Genomic DNA, 18,949 nt, shown 5'->3' on the forward strand with positions numbered 1-18,949 from the left:
CAATACACTTTTGTATCGAGGTCTTCGTGTCGACATTTCTCTACACCCTCGGGCGCCGGGCCTTCCGCCAGCCGGTGCGCTTCATCGCTCTCTGGCTGGTCATCCTCGGCCTCGTCGCCGCCGGCGTCGCCGCCTTCGCCGAGGACTTCGATGACGACTTCACGCTCCCGGGCTCGGAGGCGCAGGTCGCCCTCGACGCGATGAAGGCGACTTTCCCCGAGGCGGCCGGCACCTCGGCGTCGGTCATCGTCGTCGCCCCCGACGGACAGTCCGTCACCGACCCCGACTACCGAGACGGGATCGAGCAGGCCGTCGACGACCTCGGCGAGCTGCCCAACGTCGACGCCGTGACCTCACCGTTCGACGACATGGTCGAAGGTGCGATCAGCGACGACGGCCAGGCGGCGATGATCTCCGTCCAATACGACGGCACCCTCCAGGAAGTCGGAGGACCCGAGGCCGCCGATGAGCTCGTCGCCGCGCTCGATGGAATCCGCGCGGACCTGCCCGGCGCCGAGGTCGAGGCCGGCGGTGAGCTCTTCCAGATCACCGGCGTCCACGTCTCCTGGGTCGAGGGGATCGGCGTCATCATCGCCTTCGTCGTCCTCCTCCTCACCCTCGGATCGTTCCGCGCCGCCGGCATGCCGCTCATCACGGCGCTCATCGGTGTGGCGATCTCCGTCCTCCTCGTCGTCGGGGCGACGGCGTTCGGGGCGATCAACTCCTCGTCGATCATGCTCGCTCTCATGCTCGGACTTGCCGTCGGCATCGACTACGCGCTCTTCATCGTCTCCCGGGCCAGAGCGCTGCTGGCCGAGGGCCACGAACCCATCGAAGCCGCCGGACGGGCGGTGGCGACGGCGGGATCGGCCGTCGTCTTCGCCGGCATCACCGTGATGATCGCCCTGCTCGGCCTCTCGCTGGCGGGCATCCCGTTCCTCACCGTCATGGGCATCGGAGCCTCGGGGTCGGTCGCGGTCGCCGTGATGATCTCCCTGACGATGGTGCCCGCCCTGCTCGGGTTCGCGAAGGCGAAGATCACCCCGAAGCCCTCCCGCCGCTACCGCCGGGCCATGGCCAGGGCGGAGGCCGAGGGACGCGATGCCAGCACGGACAGGACCGTTCTCGCTGAGGCGGGCGAACCCTATCCGCAGACGTTCATGGACCGCTTCTACTCCGGCTGGCTGACTGCGGTGACGAAGATCCCGATCCTCACGATCGTCGTCATCGTCGGGGGCCTGAGCCTCTTCGCGATCCCCGCCACCCAGCTGCAGCTGTCCCTGCCCACAGCGGGTCAGCAGGAGGAGGGGACTCCGGCCCGGACGACGTACGACCTCATCGACGAGCACTTCGGTCCCGGCTACAACGGTCCGCTCGTCATGACGAGCGAGATCGTCACCTCCGATGATCCGCTCGGCGACGTCGACGACATCGAGGCCCGCATCGCCGAGGTCCCCGGGGTCGAGCAGGTCGTGCTCGCGACCCCGAACCGGGACGCGACGACCGCGCTCTTCCAGATCATCCCGACGACGAGCTCGGATGACCCGGCCACCCTCGACACCGTCAACCGGCTGCGCGAGCTGAGCACGCAGATCGAGGACGACTACGGCTACGACACCGCCGTCACCGGTGCCACGGCCATCCAGATCGACGTCTCCGACCAGCTCGGCCAGGCGCTCGTGCCCTTCGGGATCTTCGTCGTCGGCCTCTCGATCATCCTCCTCACGATCGTCTTCCGCTCGATCGCCGTGCCCCTCAAGGCCACCGGCGGCTTCCTCCTGTCGGTCTTCGCGTCGTTCGGCTCCGTCGTCCTCGTCTTCCACGACGGGTACCTCGCCGGCCCGCTCGGCATCGACCAGACGGGCCCGGTCATCAGCTTCCTCCCGATCATCCTCATGGGCATCCTCTTCGGACTCGCGATGGACTACGAGGTCTTCCTCGTCTCCGGGATGCGGGAGGCCTACGTCCATGGCGCGAGCGCCCGGCAGGCGATCCGCACCGGGTTCCTCTCCTCCGCCCGGGTCGTCGCGGCCGCCGCGGTCATCATGTTCTCCGTGTTCGCGGCGTTCGTGCCCGCCGGTGAGCCGATCATCAAATCGATCGCGCTCGCCCTGGCCGCCGGCATCTTCGTCGACGCGTTCCTCGTGCGCATGTCGCTCGTGCCGGCGATCATGCAGCTTCTCGGCGACAAGGCCTGGTGGCTGCCGAAATGGCTCGATCGGATCCTGCCGCGGCTCGACGTCGAAGGGGAGGGCCTCGCCCACGAAGTGGCCCTGCGCGACTGGCCCGAACCGAACTCGCCCTACCGCATCTTCGGCCGCGGCGTCGGGGTGAGCGCCCACGGTCGCGGCTTCTCCCACGTCGACGTCTCGCTCCTGCCCGGGCAGACCCTCGTCGTCAGCGGAGCGGATCGCACCGCGCTCCTGCTCGCGATGACCGGTCGTGTCCCGCTCACGGCCGGGGAGATGAAGATCGGTGCGCTGGTCCTGCCCGAGCATGCCGGAAAGGTCAGGCGCACGGTGCCGTTCTACGACCTCGGCGAGGGAGGGACCCCGCCGCCGGGGGCGCAGGAGATCGCCCGTCTGCGCCGGGACGTGCCCGCCCTGCTCGTCATCGACGGCGCCGAGGCGCTGACCCGCAGCGAGGGCCGGTACCTCGCCGATGCCCTGCCCGAACTCACCGCCGAAGGCACCGCCGTCGTGCTCGCCCTGCCGGACGGGGATGTGCGCGGGATCCTGCCGCCGCACGCCGACTACCTCCACCTCGATCTCGACGCGGCGACGATCGACCCCGACGACGACACTCGTGCTCCTGAGGGCACCGACAGCAGCGGCGCGCGCACCGGCGCGGCCGCGACGAACCACACGGAAGGCGTACAGTCGTGAGACTCGAGCGAGCGAACTCCAAGAAGCCCGTGACCTGGCTGTCCTTCGCCGGTCTCGTCCTCATCCCCATCATCGTGGCCGCCGGGTTCATCCTCGCGACCTGGAAGAGCGGGGACCGGCTCGACACGATCGAGGCCGCGATCGTCAACAACGATGAGGGCGCCGAGGTGGACGGTCAGACGGTGCCCATCGGACGGGAGCTCACGAGTGGGCTCGTCGGAGAGAAGGACAACAACGTCGACTGGGTCATCACCGACGAGGAGGACGCGGAGAAGGGCCTGGCCGACGGCACGTATGCCGCCCGGCTGACGATTCCCGCCGGCTTCTCCCGGGCCGTCACCTCGGTCTCCGACGCCGACACCGCGACGCAGACGCAGCTCGACGTCGACGTGTCCGGAGTCGCGCCCGCATCGGACCAGCTCATCTCCCGGTCCGTCGCCGAGGTGGCGCGCACGACCTTCAACACGGAGATGACGGAGACCTACCTCGACAACATCTACGTCGGGTTCAACGACATGGGCACGCAGATGCGCAAGCTCGGCGACGCCGCCGGCGAACTCGACGACGGCGCCCAGCAGCTCTCCGAAGGCACCCGGCAGTCCGCCGACGGTGCCGGTGAGCTCGCCGCCGGCATGGGCGAACTCGACAGCGCCGGCGGCGAGCTGAGCTCCGGAGCCGGCGACCTGGCCACGGGTGCGGGGGAGCTCGCCACCGGTGCCGGTGAGCTGTCGACGGGCCTCGGCACGATGCGGGACGAGACGGCGAGTCTGCCCGATGACACCCAGCAGCTCGCCGACGGCGCGGGCGATCTCTCGTCCGGGGCGAGCGATCTCTCGACCGGTGCCGGTGACCTGTCGAGCGGCGTCGACGAGTACACGACGTCGATCGACGAGATCATCAAGGGCCTGTCGGGCGACTCCGGCAGCGGTTCGGGTCAGGGCGGTCTCGACGACCTCATCTCCGGTGGTCAGGAACTCGACAAGGGAGCGAAAGGCGTCGCCGAAGGGGCCAACGGTCTGTCCGACGGCCTTGGCGAGTATCGGGACGGTCTGCAGTCCGGGGCCGACGACGCGGACGAGCTCGCCCAGAGCGGCACGGTCACCGGTCTCGACTCGCTCGTCAGCGCCGGCCTGCTGACCAGCGGTCAGGCCGACCAGATCCGTGCTCAGCTGTGCCCGGCCGGGACCCCGGAGCCTGCCTGCCAGGGCGCGGAGCAGGCGTATGCCCAGGGTCTGCTCGCCGGCACCTCGGGTGGGCTGAACTCGGCCGTCGAGGGACTCGGCTCGACCGACGACGATCAGTCCCTCCTCGGCGGGGCGGCGTCGCTGGCCACGGGTGCCGATGATCTCAGCTCAGGGATGAGCGAGTTCGTCAAGGGGCTCGAGGACGGCCTCGGCGACCTCGCCGACGGCATGCAGGACATCGCCGACAACGCCCCGCAGCTGCTCGAAGCCTCGCAGGGTCTGCGCGACGGCGCCTCGGAACTCGCCGACGGCAGCTCACAGCTCGCCGACGGCGCCTCCCAGGTCGCTGACGGCAGCCAGCAGCTCGCCGACGGCATGCCGGCGCTCACCGACGGCATCTCGCAGTCCGCCGACGGTGCCAGCCAGCTCTCCGACGGCGCGAGTCAGCTCTCCGACGGCGCCGGCCAGCTGTCGACCGGCCTCGACCAGTACACGACGGGCGTCTCGCAGGCGGCGACGGGCTCGACCGACCTCGCCGACGGGCTCGGCCAGCTCGCCGACGGCTCCGAGGAGTACACCGACGGCGTCGGACAGTTCGCCGACGGCGTGCAGGACGGCGCTGACGAAGTGCCGTCGTACTCGGCGCCGGACCGGGACAAGCTCTCCCGGGTCGCCTCGGCGAACATCGAAGCCCCGGACACGGATTCGGTGACGAACCTCCTCACCGGATCGACGATCGCCCTGCTCATCATGCTCGCGCTCTGGGTCGGCGGACTCGTCACCTACACCGTGCTCAAGCCGATTCCGTCGTCGACTTTGCTCTCGACCCGGTCGTCGGTGTCGGTGTGGCTGCGCGGTCTCGTCCCGGGGCTCGCCGTCGGGCTCGTTCAGGCGCTCGTGCTCGCGATCCTCGCCGTCACCGTCATGGACATCGACGCGATCCAGGGCTTCGACATCGCGGTGCTCACGTTCGTCTCCGCGCTCGTGTTCATGGTGCTCAACTTCGCACTCGTCGCGTGGTTCGGCGGAGTCGGCCGATTCCTGTCGGTCATCGCCGTCGTCCTCGCCGTCGCCGGGCGCACCATCGGGGCCGTGCCCGAGTTCTTCCAGTTCGTCGCCCCACTGCTGCCGCTGACCCCGGCGATGAACGGATTCTCAGCGATCGCGGCGGGCACGAGCGGACTCGGTGCCGCCTATGGCGGGCTGCTCGCCTGGGCGGTCATCGGGCTCGTCATGTCGCTGCTCGCGATCGTCCGGGCCCGGACGACGAAGCCGGAGGAAGCCCTGGCGATGGCGTAGCGCCGCCCGCCGGCGGCGTCTGGTGGTCGCCGGTCGTCGATCAAGCCGCAGCGCGGATAGCGGGCCGTGCACGCGCCCGCATCCGCACTGCCGCTTGATCGAGCGCGCATCGGCCCTGCCGGCAACGGGCGCGGCCCTGCCGGTTGTGTGTGCGGCCCTGCCGGCTGCGTGTGCCGGCAGGGCGTGTGCAGCGAGCACGCTCAGATGAGGCGGGCTCGGATGAGGCGGGCTCAGATGAGGTCGAGGATCGCCTCGGCGGCGGCGTTCGAGTCGCACAGGGTCGCGGCGTCGGTGTCCGGGTTCGCAGCGATCGCCAGCCCCCACTGCACCGCGGAGAGTTGGATCGACAGGGCGAAGCGGCGCGGATGGACCGTGCCGAAGGCATCGATCGTGCGGTAGGGCCGCGGCGTCACTGCGAGCCCGCTCAACCGCTTCTCGCGGCCGTCGTCCAAGGTCAGACGCGCCGAGGTGAGCTGCCCCCGGTCGAGCATCCCGTGGATGAGGACGTCGGCAGCGAGGGCGACGGAGTTCGTCGGCGATGCGGCATCGATGACGACGCTGCCGGTCACCGTCCCCTCGACCCGCGCCGAGGTGACCGCGAAGATCTGCGGCAGCGCATCAGCGGCCGCGGGGTCCGTCCCGGACGGGGCCCCAGCGGGATCGTTCTCCGCGATGTGCATGTCCGGGCCGATGAAGCGGACGATGCCCGCATCGGCGAGGGCGATGAGTTCGGCGATCCGCCTCGGCGGGGGACCGTCGCAGATCCCGGAGACGAAGTTCTCGAACCAGCCGCGGATCTCCATATCCGTGCTCACCGGGTCGATGTGGCCGTCGGCGATGAGCTCCTTGAGGAGGAGCCGCGCCTGCCAGAGCACCATGAAGAGCGACTTGACGGGGCTGCCGTGGGGGCCGGCGAGGGAATCGCGGAGGTCGGTGCGGAGGAAGTCGAGCATCCAGTCGTGGAGTGAGGATTCCGCGCCCGGCGCGCGCCCGGCGAACTCCTTGTCCTCGAGGGGGTCGAGGAGGTCGTGGAGGGAGAGCCGGTGCGCCGGGTCGGGAACGAGCTCCTCTTCGATCTCGGCCCACGCGAAGGCTTCGCGGGTGACGCGTCCGGAACGGGAGGACTCGGCGGAGTCCTCGGCATCGGGGTGGGTCTCCTGCCAGGTGCGGCGCGTGAGGTGGCGGGAGACCGCCTCGGCGATCGCTTCGCGCAGACGTCCGGGGTCATCGGCGAACGCATCGGGGTGCGTCCGGGCCAGCGTCCGGTAGTACGCGAAGCGGATGTCGGCGAGGATGAGCGGCCACAGCTGATCGTTGAAGCGGGCGGCGGCCTTGGCATCGCCGTCGAGGTCGTCGAGACCGGCGAGCTGGGCGACGTTGTCCGTCGTGAAGTAGCGCAGCGGCCAGGAGGTGCGCGGGTGCTCGGGGCTGATCGGCTTGCTGCGGTAGGGGATGCCGCGGCGGGAGCCGAGGAAGAGGAGCGGTTCCTCCCCGCTCGGGGTGTAGCTGACCGCGCCGGTACCCTCGTCGGCGGTGAAGCGTCCGCCCCGCTCGATCGTCAGCAGGGTCTGGACGTCGAAGTAGTTGAGTCCCATGCCGCGGACGATGACGCGGGCGCCGGCGGGCACCTCGCCCAGCGGTGCCTCCGCGGGCAGGCTCTGGGGCATGTAGAGTCCCCCGTTGCGCTGGGCATAGGCGGCGAGGCGGGCGCGTTCGTCGGCCTGGGCGCTCGGGATGTGCCCGACGGCGAGGACGACCGCCGAGGCGATGATCGTCGTCCCGTCCTCGCAGCGCACGAGCTGCGGAGGCGCGGTCGCCTCCGAGTCGTCACCGGGGAGGTCGACGGCGGGCAGGTCGATGACGGATTCGACCGTGGTGCGGTGTTCGATGATCTCGATGAAGTCAGGCGCGGCAGCGCGGATCCGCTCGTAGGCGTCGCGCAGGTACTCGCCGTAGAGGGTGCGGCTCGGGAAGGTCGAGTCGACGGGCTCGGTGCCGCCGCGGGCGCGGTACCACTGCGCCATCGTCGGGCCGAAGCGGAAGGATTCAGCGGGGTCGGGGGTCGCGGACGACGCAGCCGCCTCGGCGGGATCGGAGTCGTTGGCAGTGGACCCGGCTCCCTCCTCGGCGAGGAAGGAACAGCTGGTATCCGGGAAGATCGTCTGCTCGCCGATCGTCGTGTTCATCAGCAGGCTCGCCGGCTGGTCGGTGCGCCAGACGATGCCCGCACCGGGCGGGTACGGGTCGATGAGGTGGATGGCGATGGGGTCGCGGGAGTCGGGCCAGCGGGCGGCGGCGAGGGCGACGATCCTCTCGAGGACGCTCAGCCCGCGGGGGCCGACTCCGATGATCGCGACCGTGCTGTCGGCGGTCACTCCTGCGTGCCGGCACCGGGGCCGGGGTAGCCGGGCCACGGGTCGCCCGGCTGGTAGTCCTGCGGGTAGCACATGCCCGCCGCGTTCGGTTCGCCCGGAACGGTCTCCGGGGTGGGCTCAGCGGTCGCGCCGTCGCCGGCGGGCGCCTCGGTGCCGGTCTCCGTGTCCTGGGAGTCGTCGGTGGTGCCGGAGTCCGACGAATCCTGAGCGGCGTCGGAGCCGTTGTTCTGCGAGGGGTCGTTCGTCGGCTGCGGGGTGTCGGCACCGTCGGAGGCACCCTGGATCTCGCCCTGGATCCACTCGTGGAGGACATCGAAGTCCGGGTCGTAGGTGGGGGTGACGTCGTTGTTGATCTGGACGGTGGTGACGTCGCCCTTCTGCATCGCCACGGCGAGTTCGATGAACGCGGGGATCTCGTTCTGGGGGATCGAGGTCGCGATGTTCTTCGTCGCCGAACCGGCGAGCTTCGGGTAGGCGGCGGCGAGTTCCTGCGGATCGATCTGCTCGAGAGTCGTCTTGAGCATCCGCTGCTGACGGCACATGCGGTCGTAGTTGTCGCTGCCCTCGCGGGAGCGGACGTACCAGAGCGCCTTCTTGCCCTTGAGGTTCTGCGGGCCCGGATCGATCCAGCCGAAGACCTTGTTCGGCACGCCCGACATCGATTTGCCGCCGCCCATCGGGATGGGTCGTTCGACATCGATGTTGACTCCGCCGATCGCGTCGACGACGTCTTCGAAGCCGGCCATGTCGACCGAGGCCCAGTAGTCGAGGTTGAGCCCCAGCGAACCTTCGACGGCGGCCATCGTCGCCGACATGCCGGGTTCGAGGCCGTTCGTCTCACCGACGGCGTCGGGGTTCTCCTCGCCCCACTGCCAGACGGCGTTGATGAGGTCGACGGAGGAGTCGCCGGTGGGGCGGAACCCGTTGGGCCAGACCTGGGCTTCGGGGCTGTCCGCGGGGAAGATCGGGAAGGCGAGGTTGCGGGGCACGGAGATGAGCGCGGCGTTGCCGGTCTTCGTGTCGATCGAGGCGACGAGCATCGTGTCCGGGCGGGTGCCCGTGCGGTCGTCGCCGTTGTCGCGGCCGATGAGGAAGACGTTGATGAACGGCTTGTCCTTCCACAGCTCCTGCGCGTCGAGGGTCTTGCCGGTGCTCGCGCCGAAGAGGCTGGCGATCGTGTCGGCCTGGACGCGGGCGTAGACGGAGCCGATGCCGAAGGGAATGCCGATGATGAGGACGAGGGAGACGACGAGGAGGCCGGACATCCGGTTCTGCCACGGCGCATACCGATGGCCCTTGCGCAGGCCGAGGTGGGAGATGACGATGACGACGATCCAGATGAGACCGACGAGGACCGCGCCGATCGCGAGGACGTTGAGCAGCGTCGGGGTCGCGATGATCGTCGCGACGGCGTGGACGGGTCCCTTGATGAGGAGGTAGCCGATCGCGACGAGGATCGTGAGGACGAAGCCGCCGAAGACGATGAGCCCGAGCGGCCGGAACTTCGTCCGCAGCAGGCCGACGCCGGGCAGGAGCGTGCTCAGCGAGGTCCATCCGACGAGTGAGGGGAATCCCTCGCCGAGGCGGGAGGAATGTCGGCGGGCCCGTGCCGGTCCGCGGGTGGCCGGGGACTCGTCCCCTGATTGGGCGTCGCCGGCTGCGGCGTTCGTGGTCGGTGCCGACGCCGAGGCGGTGGCGGCGTGTGATCGAGCGTTGCCCGCTGCTCCGGTGGCTGCGGCTGCGGCAGCGCTGGCGCGGCGGGAGTCGCCGTCGGTGCGGCGGCGGTCGTCGTCCGTGCGGCCTCGGGCGGTCCTGTCGTCATCGCCGGCGGCGCGATGTGCCCGGTCCTGTGCGGGAGAGTGCTGCTGGCCGGCGGGCGGCTGCTGGCCAGCGGGACTCTGCTGGGCGGCTGCGGCGACACCGGCGGCGCTGGCGCCGCTTGCCGCGGCGGCGCGCAGCATTCGTGCTTCACGCCGTGTGCGAGGGGCGACGGGGCGCGGGGTCGGCGCCTTCGAGTCTCCGCGATGGTCGGCGCTCTGGGGGGATTCTGCACTGCGGCGGTCGGTTCCGCGGTTGTTCCCGCGCGACTCGGAGCTGCGAGGGCCGTCGGCGTGGGCAGAAGGGGGCGTGTCTGCGGACGAGTCGCTGCGTCGCGACTGATTGAGCGAATAGTTCGGGGTGTCCTTGTGCGCTGCGGACGGAGGCTGCGGGGGAGAGGCCGGGGTGTTCGGCGACGACGGGGAACCGGAGTTCTCGGTCGAGCTGGCGGCGGCTTCGCCGCGGAAACGAGGGCGGGACGAGGCACGGAGACGGCGACCGGCGGAGGAGGAATCAGGGTCGCTCCCCTGAGGTCCTCTCTTGTCAGGGGGAAACTCCGGCAAGTTCTCTACTCCTTGTTGCTCTTCTCGTGCGTCGCATCTCGGGCCCTTGACGCCTGGTCAGCGGCGCAGATGTACCCAGCGATGAGCGGACGAACGGGAGTGTCGAAGCGCAGATCACGGGTCACATCACCACGATTTTACGCCGGTACATTGATGAATGCTGGTATTCGCATCAGCGATGACCTGGGAAACTGCCTCAACGTGCGGCATCGCGGACGAACTGAGGTCAGCTCATATGATCAAGGCCACTCCGTGCGCGCGAACTTTGCTCTCGGAGCTTCCTTTCGCATAGGCTGGTTCTCGCAGTCTCAACTGTGGTGCCGAGGTTCGCGGAATGCGCGAGTTCTCGGGCCGAAATCTGGAGTCGTGGCTGAGCGGCCGAAAGCGTCACCCTGCTAAGGTGAAGTCCCTTGAACTGGGGACCGTGGGTTCAAATCCCACCGGCTCCGCGTTGTGATGTGTCGCGACATCGTTCACTCGATGTCGCGGCACATTTCTCTTTTCTGACCCGGGTATGTCTCACGACATCGTTCCGGTTTTTCACCTGATGTCTCACGACATCGTTCCGGGTATGTCTCGCGTCATCGTTCTGGTGACTTCTCAGGCTGCGCATCCGCACGAGTCCCGTCGGTCGTCTGCTCAGGATGCTCGTTTTCAGGGGTGCTCGTCTGCGCTGCTCGCGCAACACGGATGTTCGCAGACACGATGAGGGCGGCTGCGCCGACCGCGAGTGCAAGAGTGCCGGTCGTCACTGCACTCTCGAAAGCGCTCGCCTGAGTCGTGGTCCACCGTGCAGCGGTGAGCGATCCGGCGACGGTGGCGGCGATGACCGTGCCGGTCACGGCGATGCCGATGCCCGAGGCGATCTCCTGCGCGGTGTCGTTGAGCGCGGCTCCGATCGACGTCCTGTCCTTCGGCAGGCCCTTCATGACGCTGATCGTCGCGGCGATCATCACTACCCGCATGCCAGCGGCGACGAGGACGAGGGATGCGGCGATCCACACGTAGTGGACGTGACCGACCGCCGCGTAGAGAACCAGGCCCGCGACGACAGCCCCGGCGCCGAGGCGCCCGGCCGATTCCATGCCCACGCGGCGGATGACCGTGTCGACGAACGGTCCGATGAGGATCATCGTGAGCACCTGGGGGAGCGAGCCGAGCGCGGCCAGGGCCGGCGGCCATCCCCACGCGAGTTGCAGCTGCAGGGTCACGGTGTAGCCGAGTCCTGCCGTGGCCAGCCCGAGCGCCGCCTGATAGGTCAGGCCCAGCGAGACTGCGGGCCGGCGGATGAGCGCAGGATCGACGAGGGGGTGGCCGGTGCGTCGTTCGCAGACGATGAACGCGGCGATCCCGAGCAGTGCTGCGACCGCGATGATCCACGGCCGCGGATCCTGCGCCCCGAGGTCGACGAACAGGGTGGGCGCGAGCAGGGTCGCGATGATGGCGAGAGTGCCGAGAGCCGCGCCGAGGATGTCGATGGGGGCGCGATGGAGTTCGGTGGGGTCGTCGGCGGCGATGCCGAAGCGGACCCCGACGAACGCGAGCACGGCGATGGGCACGTTGATGAGCAGCAGGGCCTGCCAGGGTGCGATCGCCAGGAGGAGGCCGCCGAGCGTCGGGCCGATGGCGAGTCCGACGAGGCCGACCGTGGAGATCAGTGCGGTGGCGCGCACACGCAGGGCATCCTCGTCGAAGAGCCGGAACGACAGTGCCATCGCGCCAGGCGCCGTCATCGCGGCAGCGACTCCGATGAGCACGCGCACGACGATGAGCCCGAGCGGGGTGGTGACGAGGACGACCGCTGCGCTCGCGAGCCCGAAGAGGCTGAGCCCGATGAGCATGACGCGGCGGCGACCGAAGCGGTCGGCGATGGCCCCGAAGGCGAGCATGAGTCCGCCGAAGACGAGTGCATAGGCCCCCGACGCCCACTGCAGCTGCGAGGTGTTCGCGGAGAGGTCGGTCGCGATCGTCGGCAGGGCGACATTGAGCACCGAGGTGTCGAGCATTTCGATGAGGAAGACGGCGGAGAGCCCGAGGAGGGCGAGCCATGCGCCGCGCAGGGAGCGTGGGCGTGGATGTGCGCTCGTGTCGGGGCTGGCAGTCCGGTTGGGAGTTGAGGTCGGCGCCGGAGTGAGTGGGCGCTGATTATTGGATCGGTGTTCCATTCCTCAACAGTGGAACGTTGATCCATTTGTGTCAAGATGGTGGGTATGAATTCTTCTCGTCCGTCCGGACGTCGTCCGAAGAGCGATTCGCTGACCCGCGCGGCGATCGTCGCCGCCGCCATCGAGCTGCTCGATGAGGCGGGGGAGCCCGGGTTGACCGTGCGGGCGCTCGCGGCGCGCCTGCACACGGGCCCCGGGTCCATCTACTGGCACGTCGGGGACCGCAGCGGCCTGCTCGCGCTCGCGTGTGATGCCGTGCTCGCCGCCGTTGCGGAGGAGGCCGGTTCGACAGGCGAGTCCGGGGCGGCAGGCGAGGGCGGCTTGACACCGATCCCGGAGCCCATTGCCGCCGTTCGAGGGATCGCGGTGAGTCTCTTCGACGCGCTCGACGCGCATCCCTGGGCCGGGGTCATCCTGGCGGGAGCCGCCTCGGCGCCGAGTCTGCTCACGGCCCTCGATCGCATCGGCACCCTCCTCGATGAGGCGGGGGCGGCCCGAGACGAGCAGTTCTACCAGGCGACGGCGATCCTCAACTACGTCCTCGGAGTCGCTGCCCAGATGGCACGCAACGCGGGGGTCGCGGCCGGAGGGGAGTCGCAGGCCGCATGGCTCGAGAAGCGCGCCGCGGAATGGGAGCGGATGGATGCCCGGACGCACCCGTTCCTCCACCGCGTGTCCGCCGACTTCCGCGACCACGATGATCGCGAGCAGTTCATCGCCGGCCTCGACCTGCTGCTTGCCGGGATCGTCGCGTCCACGAAACCCTTTCAGGAACGCTCTGAGTTCGGCTGATAGTGCCGAGTTTCCGGCAAGCGAGGCCGTCAAATGTCGCCGGGTCGATATCCAACAAGGTTGATTGATTGTCAGTTCCAGGGCTGGTGCCTGAACGGTCGATAGCCTAGGCTCGACATTGTCAGTCAATCGCCAGATCGAGGTGATTGAGACCGAGGAGGAGATGCCATGCGAATACTGCTGGTGGGCGCCGGAGGGCATGTCGGAGGAGTCGCGCGAGATGCCTTCGAAGGTCGAGGACATGAGGTCCTCGCCGTTTCCCGCACGACCGACCCCGCAGTGAACACTTCTGATCCAGCTTCGATCCGTGCGCTCCTGGAAGCTGTCGGAATCGTCGATGCGATCGTCGTCGCGGCCGGATCCGTCCCATTCAAGCCGGTCACAGAGCTAACACGGGAGGACTACATGTCCGGGTTCGTCTCGAAGACCCTCGGGCAGCTCGAATTCGTCGTGCAGGGCCTCGACCACGTTGCCGACGGAGGGTCGATCACCGTGACCACCGGAGTGCTTGCACGAGAATCCGTTCCGACGGCAGCTGCGGCCGCGATGGCCAACGGGGCAGTCGAATCCTTTGTCCTGGCGGCGGCGCCCGAACTGCCCCGAGGTATCCGCATCAACGCGGTGAGCCCCAACGTTCTCGCGAACTCGCCTCACTATCACGACGCATTCGCCGGGATGACTCCGGTGACCGACAGTGAGGTCGCGATGGCCTTCATTCGGGCGGTCGAGGGCAATGTCAATGGGCGAGTTCTCGCAGTCTAAGGCTCGCGGCGCTGAGGTCGTGATTGACGAGACCGGTGCCGTAGCCGAATCACTGCAAGGAAGAGCCGCGGAGGGCGCGCGGCCGCCGGCGTCGAACACTGAGAGGCGGCAGCGGGTCATCGACGAGATCAAGCGCCGCATCGTCCTCGGCGAGCTGAGACCCGGGCAGCGGATTATCGAAGCCGAGCTCACATCCTCACTCGATGTCAGCCGTCCCACCGCGCGCGAGGCACTCAACCAGATGGCCAGTGACGGTTTCCTCATACAAGAGGCCTATCGAGGTTTGCGTGTGGCCGACATCGAAGCCGACTCGCTTCTTGAGATTGCGCGGATTCGCGTGGCGCTCGACACTGAAGCGATCACGGAGATTCTCGCAGATCCCACCGGGAGGCGTCTGGCGACCCTCGAGGCGATCTGGGAGCAGTTCGAGGCCGAGGACTCTGACGGCGACCCGTTGGCGATGCATGCCGCGCACATTCGATTCCATCGTGGTATCTGGCAAGCCTCGGACAACTATCTGCTTATGCGGATCTGGCCCGTAGTCGAGGCGCAGATGACGATCGTGCTCGCATACGATCAGTTCACCCGACGCGACCCGCAGCGAGCCCATGCGATTCACTCCGCGCTGATAAATGCCATTCGCAGTCGTGACCATTCCCGGATCAGGATGGCGTTGAAAGTTCACACAATCGACAGTGCACAGGAGCTTTCGCTCCTCGTCTCCGGCGTCGCGGACGGCTGACTTCGGCAGGTGGGCTGCCATCAGTCGCTGAGGTCTGGTGAATGCTGCGAATGCGCATGGGTCCAAGGTGATCCTGCGGGTGACTTCGCCGGCATCAAATGCGTATCGGCCGCCGTTCGACTGGCCGTACCCCATTGACGGGACCGATCTGCGTGCGTAGCGTTGATGACACCTGATTGTCATACAATTCAAACGGCGCAGAGGCGCGACTGGGACCGAAGACGACCACAGTCGGCAGCGAAGGAGCACATGATGAAGGTCGTGATCGTCGGTGGCGGAGTCGTCGGACTGACGACCGCTTACGAACTTGAGGCTGCAGGGTGCGATGTCACTTTGCTCGAAGCCGTTCGGTGCGGCTCGGGCGCCTCCCATGGCAATGCTGCGAAGATTGCCTTGGCCGAGAGCGCACCCGTGCCGGGCCCCGGAGTTCTCGTGCAGGGAATCCGCTGGATGTTCAGATCCGACAGTCCGCTGTCCATCCACCCTTCTGTTGCGCCGGGGTATATCGGTTTCCTTCTCCGCATGGCTAGACACTGCAATAAGCGCGACTTCGAAGCCGGACTCGATGTGCACCTTCGTCTGGGGGCCGATGCGAATGACCTCTTCGACGACTATCGACGCGACGGCATCGACTTTGAGATGCACGCTCGGGGCGTCCTGCTCGCCTTCGAGACCAGGGGCCGCTTCGACGAACACGCGGAGTCTCTGCCGATGTTCGAATCGGCCGGACACTGTGCACAGATCCTTCATGACGATGATGTCCGTGAGATAGAGCCAGCGTTGAGCTCGCGAATCCGCCATGGTCTTTTCTTCCCCGCTGACCGTCAGATCGAACCTGATTCGCTCACGCATGCTCTGAGGCACCGCCTGGTTTCACGTGGAGCCGATGTGCGTGAAGGAGTGGAGGTCGGCGGATTCGTCCGCCGCGGTGGCAAGGTAGCGGCGGTCGTCACCACCGACGCCGAAGTAGTCTCCGCCGACGCCGTTGTCATCGCCGCCGGAGTTCGGACTGCGGATCTGCTGGCGTCACTGGGCTGCACAATGCCGATCCGTGCGGGCAAAGGGTACAGCATCGATTATTCCCCCGCACCGATCGAGTTGAGGACCTCACTCACCCTCGAAGACGCACGGGTAGCCGTCACCCCCCTCGACCAAATGCTCCGTCTCGCGGGGACGATGGAGTTCGGCAGTCGAAATGCGGGGGTCGATGAAACTCGAGTCGACGCGATTCGCAGGTCCGCCCGTGAGGCGTTCGCGGGTTGGGACGATGACGCCGCCTCTGCAGGTGAAGCCCAACCGTGGGCTGGGGCAAGGCCGATGACACCTGATGGTCTCCCGATCATCGGCGGTGTGCGCGCGAATGTCTTCGTGAATTCCGGTCACTCGATGCTCGGCCTCACTCTTGCACCCGGCTCAGCTCGCCTGCTTGCCGCGCTCCTGACCGGTCGAAAAGTCACACTCCCGAGTGAAATCCTCGATCGGGTCTCGCCCAAGAGATTCACCAAAGTACGACTCACTCGTGACCGCACCAGAGGGCGTACGACGATGACCGCGAGGACAGCATCATGATGCAGACGCAGTTCACCGGAGTGCTCGCTGCGGTGCTCACACCGTTCACCCCCGACGCGTGCGCCGTCGACCATGACGGCATCGGTCGACAGGTTGAACACATTATCGCCGGAGGAGTGGGCGGACTCGTCCCCGGCGGTTCGACCGGCGAGTTCACCGCACTTAGCACCATTGAGCGCAAGGCCGTCAATCGCTCGTACATCGAAGCGGCCGGAGGGCGTGTGCCCGTCATCGCCGGCACCGGCGCGCTGAACACGGCTGAGACCATCGACCTCACCCGCGATGCTGCCGACGCCGGCGCAGCTGCCGCGATGATCGTGCCGCCCTTCTACGATGTGCTGAGCTTCCCCGAACTTGTGGCCCACTACAGTGCCATCACCGACGCCGTCGACATCCCGATCATGTACTACAACATTCCCGGTGCGACGGGCGTCGAGCTCTCGCCCACGGAGTTCGCCGAACTCGGCAGGAAGACCGGAATCACCTGCTTCAAGGACACCGGAGGCGACTTCCCGAAACTGACGAGCGTCCACTTCGACCATGCCGGGGACATCACGGCGCTCAACGGTTGGGACACACTGAGTTTCGCGGCCTTCGCTCTCGGCGCCCGGGCCGGTGTCTGGGGAGCTGCGAGCGTGATTCCACGCTTGTGCGCCGACCTCTATCGAGCTCTCGTCATTGATCGCGACCTCGACAGGGGTCGGGCTCTCTGGGCGCTCATCAATCCGATCTGTGTGTTCCTCGAAGCTCACAACTACGCGGGCGCTATCAAGGCAGGAGTCCGCCTCGTCGGAGTCGATGCGGGCCCTACCAGAAGGCCAATACTGCCGTTGGCCGAGGCCGACGTCGAGGAGTTCCGCGGACTGCTCCAACGCGCAGGAGTCGAGGTCGTGGGGTGACATCCAGGCAGATCATCCCGGCTGTCGATGTCCACGCTGCGGGCGAGCCTGGGCGGGTCCTCCTCGCCTCGGGGCTCAGGGTGAGGGGAGAGACGATGGCGGCGCGCCTTGCCTACTGCCGAGAGCACCTCGACGGGTTCCGCAGGCTTGTTCTGCAGGAGCCGCGAGGGTACCCGGGACTGTGCGCCCCGCTCATCGTCGAACCGTCCGATCCGAGTTGTGATGTCGGAATGATCGTCATGGAGCAGGGAGGCTTCCGTCCGATGTCGGGGTCGAACCTGATCTGCGCAGTCACTGCGCTCATCGAGACCGGTTCCGTCGACGTCACCGAACCGGTCACCGAGCTCCGTGTCGACACTGCGGTGGGCGTCGTTTCGGTCCACGCCGAGGTGGTCGCCGGTCGGGCGGTCCGGGTGGCCTTCGACAACGTTCCCTCGTTCGTCGTCGACCTCGATCGACCGCTCGAGGTGCCCGGGTACGGAACAGTCCCCGTCGACATCGTCTTCGGCGGCCAGTTCTACGTTCAAGTGAGAGCCGACCGCCTCGGAGTCGCCCTCGAGCCTCGCAACGCAAAGGCGATCATTCGCGCTGCCAGCGCCCTCCGGCAGGCCGCCGACGAGGCCTTCGACGTCGTTCACCCGTTGCTTCCGGACAGCCGCGGCATCGGTCTGCCGATGCTCTTCGGTCCTCCGGCGACGACCGGCACCGATGGGCGGAATGCCGTCGTGCTTCCCAATGGCATCGTCGCTCTCGACGATCCTGAAACGTGGTCAGGAACCCTCGATCGCTCGCCCTGCGGCACCGGAACGAGCGGGCGAATCGCGGCGATGTACGAGCGCGGTGAGATTGCCGTTGGAGAGCGCTTCGTCCACGAATCGATGCTCGGCACGACGTTCGCCGCGTCAGTGCGCGCGCCGGTCGAGGTTGGAGGACTGCCCGCTGTCATCCCGTCGATCAGCGGGCGCGGCTGGATTACCGGCCACCACCAGCTGGTTCTCGAACCCGACGATCCCTTTCCCACGGGATACACCGTCGGCGACATTTGGGGGACCGGCGAAGAGGTGGAGCAGGTGCAGGGAAGATGAATCGTCGCGTGTGTGATTCCTCGGCTGAACATGTCGGCCGGGAGCTCGAGCTTGCGGGTCGGAAGGTGCTCGTCACCGGTGCGGCCGGAGGCATCGGTCAGGCGATCGTCGCTGCCTGCGTGCGCCAGGGTGCTCGCGTCGCGGCGGTCGATCGTGTCATGGCGCCGGTGCCGGACGGCTGCGGCGACAAGGCAGTGCCGTTCGTCGCTGATCTGACGGATCCAGGAAGCACAGACTCCCTGATTGCCGAGGTGATTACCGAGCTCGGCGATCTTGAGGGGCTCGTCAATTGCGCTGGTGTGATGCGGCGCGGCGATCTGCTCGCAATTGACCTCGCAGACTGGTCAGCAGCGTACGCCGTCAACGTCGATGCCGTCATGCGGTTGTGCCGAGCCGCATTGCCCGCACTCTTCGCATCGTCCACCGGGAATGACACGGCGTCGATCGTCACGATCGCTTCGCAGTGGGGGCTGGTTCCTGCGGCCGGGCATATCGCCTACAACAGTTCGAAGGCGGCCGTAGTGTCGTTGACTCGCAGTCTCGCCCGAGACTTCGGGGCCCGTGGGATTCGGGCCAACTCGATCTGCCCCGGGGAGATTCTGACCCCGATGGTCGAGTCGAAGCTCGCCACAACAGGGACGAAAGAGAGCGAGCTCGCCGCAGCGATCCCGCTGGGCAGGCTCGGAAGACCTCGGGAGGTCGCGGAACTCACAACCTTCCTGCTCAGTGAGCGCGCCTCATTCATCTCCGGTGCCGCGATCGAAATCACCGGTGCCCAACAAGTTGGATGACTGCGCTCAGTTCTCACCGA

At 67.7% G+C, this 18,949-nt stretch carries 12 protein-coding genes and 1 tRNA gene; 10 read left to right on the top strand and 3 right to left on the bottom strand.

Going from position 1 to position 18,949, the window contains the following annotated elements; all coding sequences use genetic code 11:
* The first annotated feature begins 26 nt into the window (after positions 1-26).
* Both FJ887_RS01775 and FJ887_RS18480 read left to right on the top strand, forming a co-directional pair.
* Positions 27-2,885: an MMPL family transporter gene (locus tag FJ887_RS01775; RefSeq protein ID WP_140954834.1), complete on the top strand. Its 2,859-nt coding sequence runs from the start codon at positions 27-29 to the stop codon at positions 2,883-2,885.
* Positions 2,882-5,368, top strand: a complete 2,487-nt coding sequence (locus FJ887_RS18480; RefSeq protein ID WP_137825416.1) for a YhgE/Pip domain-containing protein — start codon at positions 2,882-2,884, stop codon at positions 5,366-5,368. The genes FJ887_RS01775 and FJ887_RS18480 overlap by 4 nt, the downstream gene beginning before the upstream one ends.
* Positions 5,369-5,598: 230 nt before the next feature.
* Here the strand turns inward: FJ887_RS18480 and FJ887_RS01785 are convergent, their stop codons facing one another.
* Complete coding sequence (locus FJ887_RS01785; RefSeq protein WP_137825415.1) at positions 5,599-7,743, bottom strand: FAD/NAD(P)-binding protein; 2,145 nt, start codon at positions 7,741-7,743, stop codon at positions 5,599-5,601.
* The gene (locus FJ887_RS01790; protein WP_137825414.1) at positions 7,740-9,704 is read right to left on the bottom strand and encodes an LCP family glycopolymer transferase; all 1,965 of its coding nucleotides are present in this window, start codon (positions 9,702-9,704) and stop codon (positions 7,740-7,742) included. Before FJ887_RS01790 ends, FJ887_RS01785 begins: the two co-directional genes overlap by 4 nt.
* A 780-nt stretch (positions 9,705-10,484) precedes the next feature.
* Between FJ887_RS01790 and FJ887_RS01795 the strand changes: the two genes are divergently transcribed.
* A tRNA-Ser gene (locus FJ887_RS01795) sits at positions 10,485-10,573 on the top strand.
* Between the two features lie 132 nt (positions 10,574-10,705).
* Here the strand turns inward: FJ887_RS01795 and FJ887_RS01800 are convergent.
* Positions 10,706-12,289, bottom strand: coding sequence for an MFS transporter (locus FJ887_RS01800; protein WP_137825413.1), 1,584 nt, complete (start codon positions 12,287-12,289; stop codon positions 10,706-10,708).
* A gap of 45 nt (positions 12,290-12,334) precedes the next feature.
* On the opposite strand from FJ887_RS01800, the gene FJ887_RS01805 reads away from it, so the two are divergent.
* The 7 genes from FJ887_RS01805 to FJ887_RS01835 all read left to right on the top strand — a co-directional run bounded on the left by FJ887_RS01805 (position 12,335) and on the right by FJ887_RS01835 (position 18,929).
* Complete coding sequence (locus FJ887_RS01805; protein WP_171007030.1) at positions 12,335-13,081, top strand: TetR/AcrR family transcriptional regulator C-terminal domain-containing protein; 747 nt, start codon at positions 12,335-12,337, stop codon at positions 13,079-13,081.
* 168 nt (positions 13,082-13,249) lie between these two features.
* Positions 13,250-13,843, top strand: coding sequence for a short chain dehydrogenase (locus FJ887_RS01810; protein ID WP_137825411.1), 594 nt, complete (start codon positions 13,250-13,252; stop codon positions 13,841-13,843).
* Between the two features lie 19 nt (positions 13,844-13,862).
* On the top strand, positions 13,863-14,585 hold the full coding sequence (locus tag FJ887_RS01815; RefSeq protein ID WP_249356745.1) for a GntR family transcriptional regulator: 723 nt from the start codon (positions 13,863-13,865) through the stop codon (positions 14,583-14,585).
* Positions 14,586-14,834: 249 nt separating this feature from the next.
* Entirely contained in the window at positions 14,835-16,154 is a 1,320-nt protein-coding gene (locus FJ887_RS01820) for an FAD-dependent oxidoreductase (RefSeq protein ID WP_249356744.1), read from the top strand.
* Positions 16,151-17,053: a dihydrodipicolinate synthase family protein gene (locus tag FJ887_RS01825; protein ID WP_137825408.1), complete on the top strand. Its 903-nt coding sequence runs from the start codon at positions 16,151-16,153 to the stop codon at positions 17,051-17,053. The genes FJ887_RS01820 and FJ887_RS01825 overlap by 4 nt, the downstream gene beginning before the upstream one ends.
* Complete coding sequence (locus FJ887_RS01830) at positions 17,050-18,138, top strand: proline racemase family protein (protein WP_137825407.1); 1,089 nt, start codon at positions 17,050-17,052, stop codon at positions 18,136-18,138. The genes FJ887_RS01825 and FJ887_RS01830 overlap by 4 nt, the downstream gene beginning before the upstream one ends.
* Complete coding sequence (locus tag FJ887_RS01835; RefSeq protein ID WP_137825406.1) at positions 18,135-18,929, top strand: SDR family NAD(P)-dependent oxidoreductase; 795 nt, start codon at positions 18,135-18,137, stop codon at positions 18,927-18,929. The genes FJ887_RS01830 and FJ887_RS01835 overlap by 4 nt, the downstream gene beginning before the upstream one ends.
* Positions 18,930-18,949: the final 20 nt, after the last annotated feature.

The organism is Brevibacterium sp. XM4083 (assembly GCF_006489205.2).
Lineage (GTDB): Bacteria > Actinomycetota > Actinomycetes > Actinomycetales > Brevibacteriaceae > Brevibacterium.

Coding starts and splice junctions, on each gene's coding strand:
- FJ887_RS01790 (WP_137825414.1), bottom strand. CDS start 9,704: ATGCTGCGCGCCGCCGCGGCAAGCGGCGCCAGCGCCGCCGGTGTCGCC.
- FJ887_RS01800 (WP_137825413.1), bottom strand. CDS start 12,289: ATGGAACACCGATCCAATAATCAGCGCCCACTCACTCCGGCGCCGACC.
- FJ887_RS01805 (WP_171007030.1), top strand. CDS start 12,335: ATGAATTCTTCTCGTCCGTCCGGACGTCGTCCGAAGAGCGATTCGCTG.
- FJ887_RS01810 (WP_137825411.1), top strand. CDS start 13,250: ATGCGAATACTGCTGGTGGGCGCCGGAGGGCATGTCGGAGGAGTCGCG.
- FJ887_RS01820 (WP_249356744.1), top strand. CDS start 14,835: ATGATGAAGGTCGTGATCGTCGGTGGCGGAGTCGTCGGACTGACGACC.
- FJ887_RS01825 (WP_137825408.1), top strand. CDS start 16,151: ATGATGCAGACGCAGTTCACCGGAGTGCTCGCTGCGGTGCTCACACCG.
- FJ887_RS01835 (WP_137825406.1), top strand. CDS start 18,135: ATGAATCGTCGCGTGTGTGATTCCTCGGCTGAACATGTCGGCCGGGAG.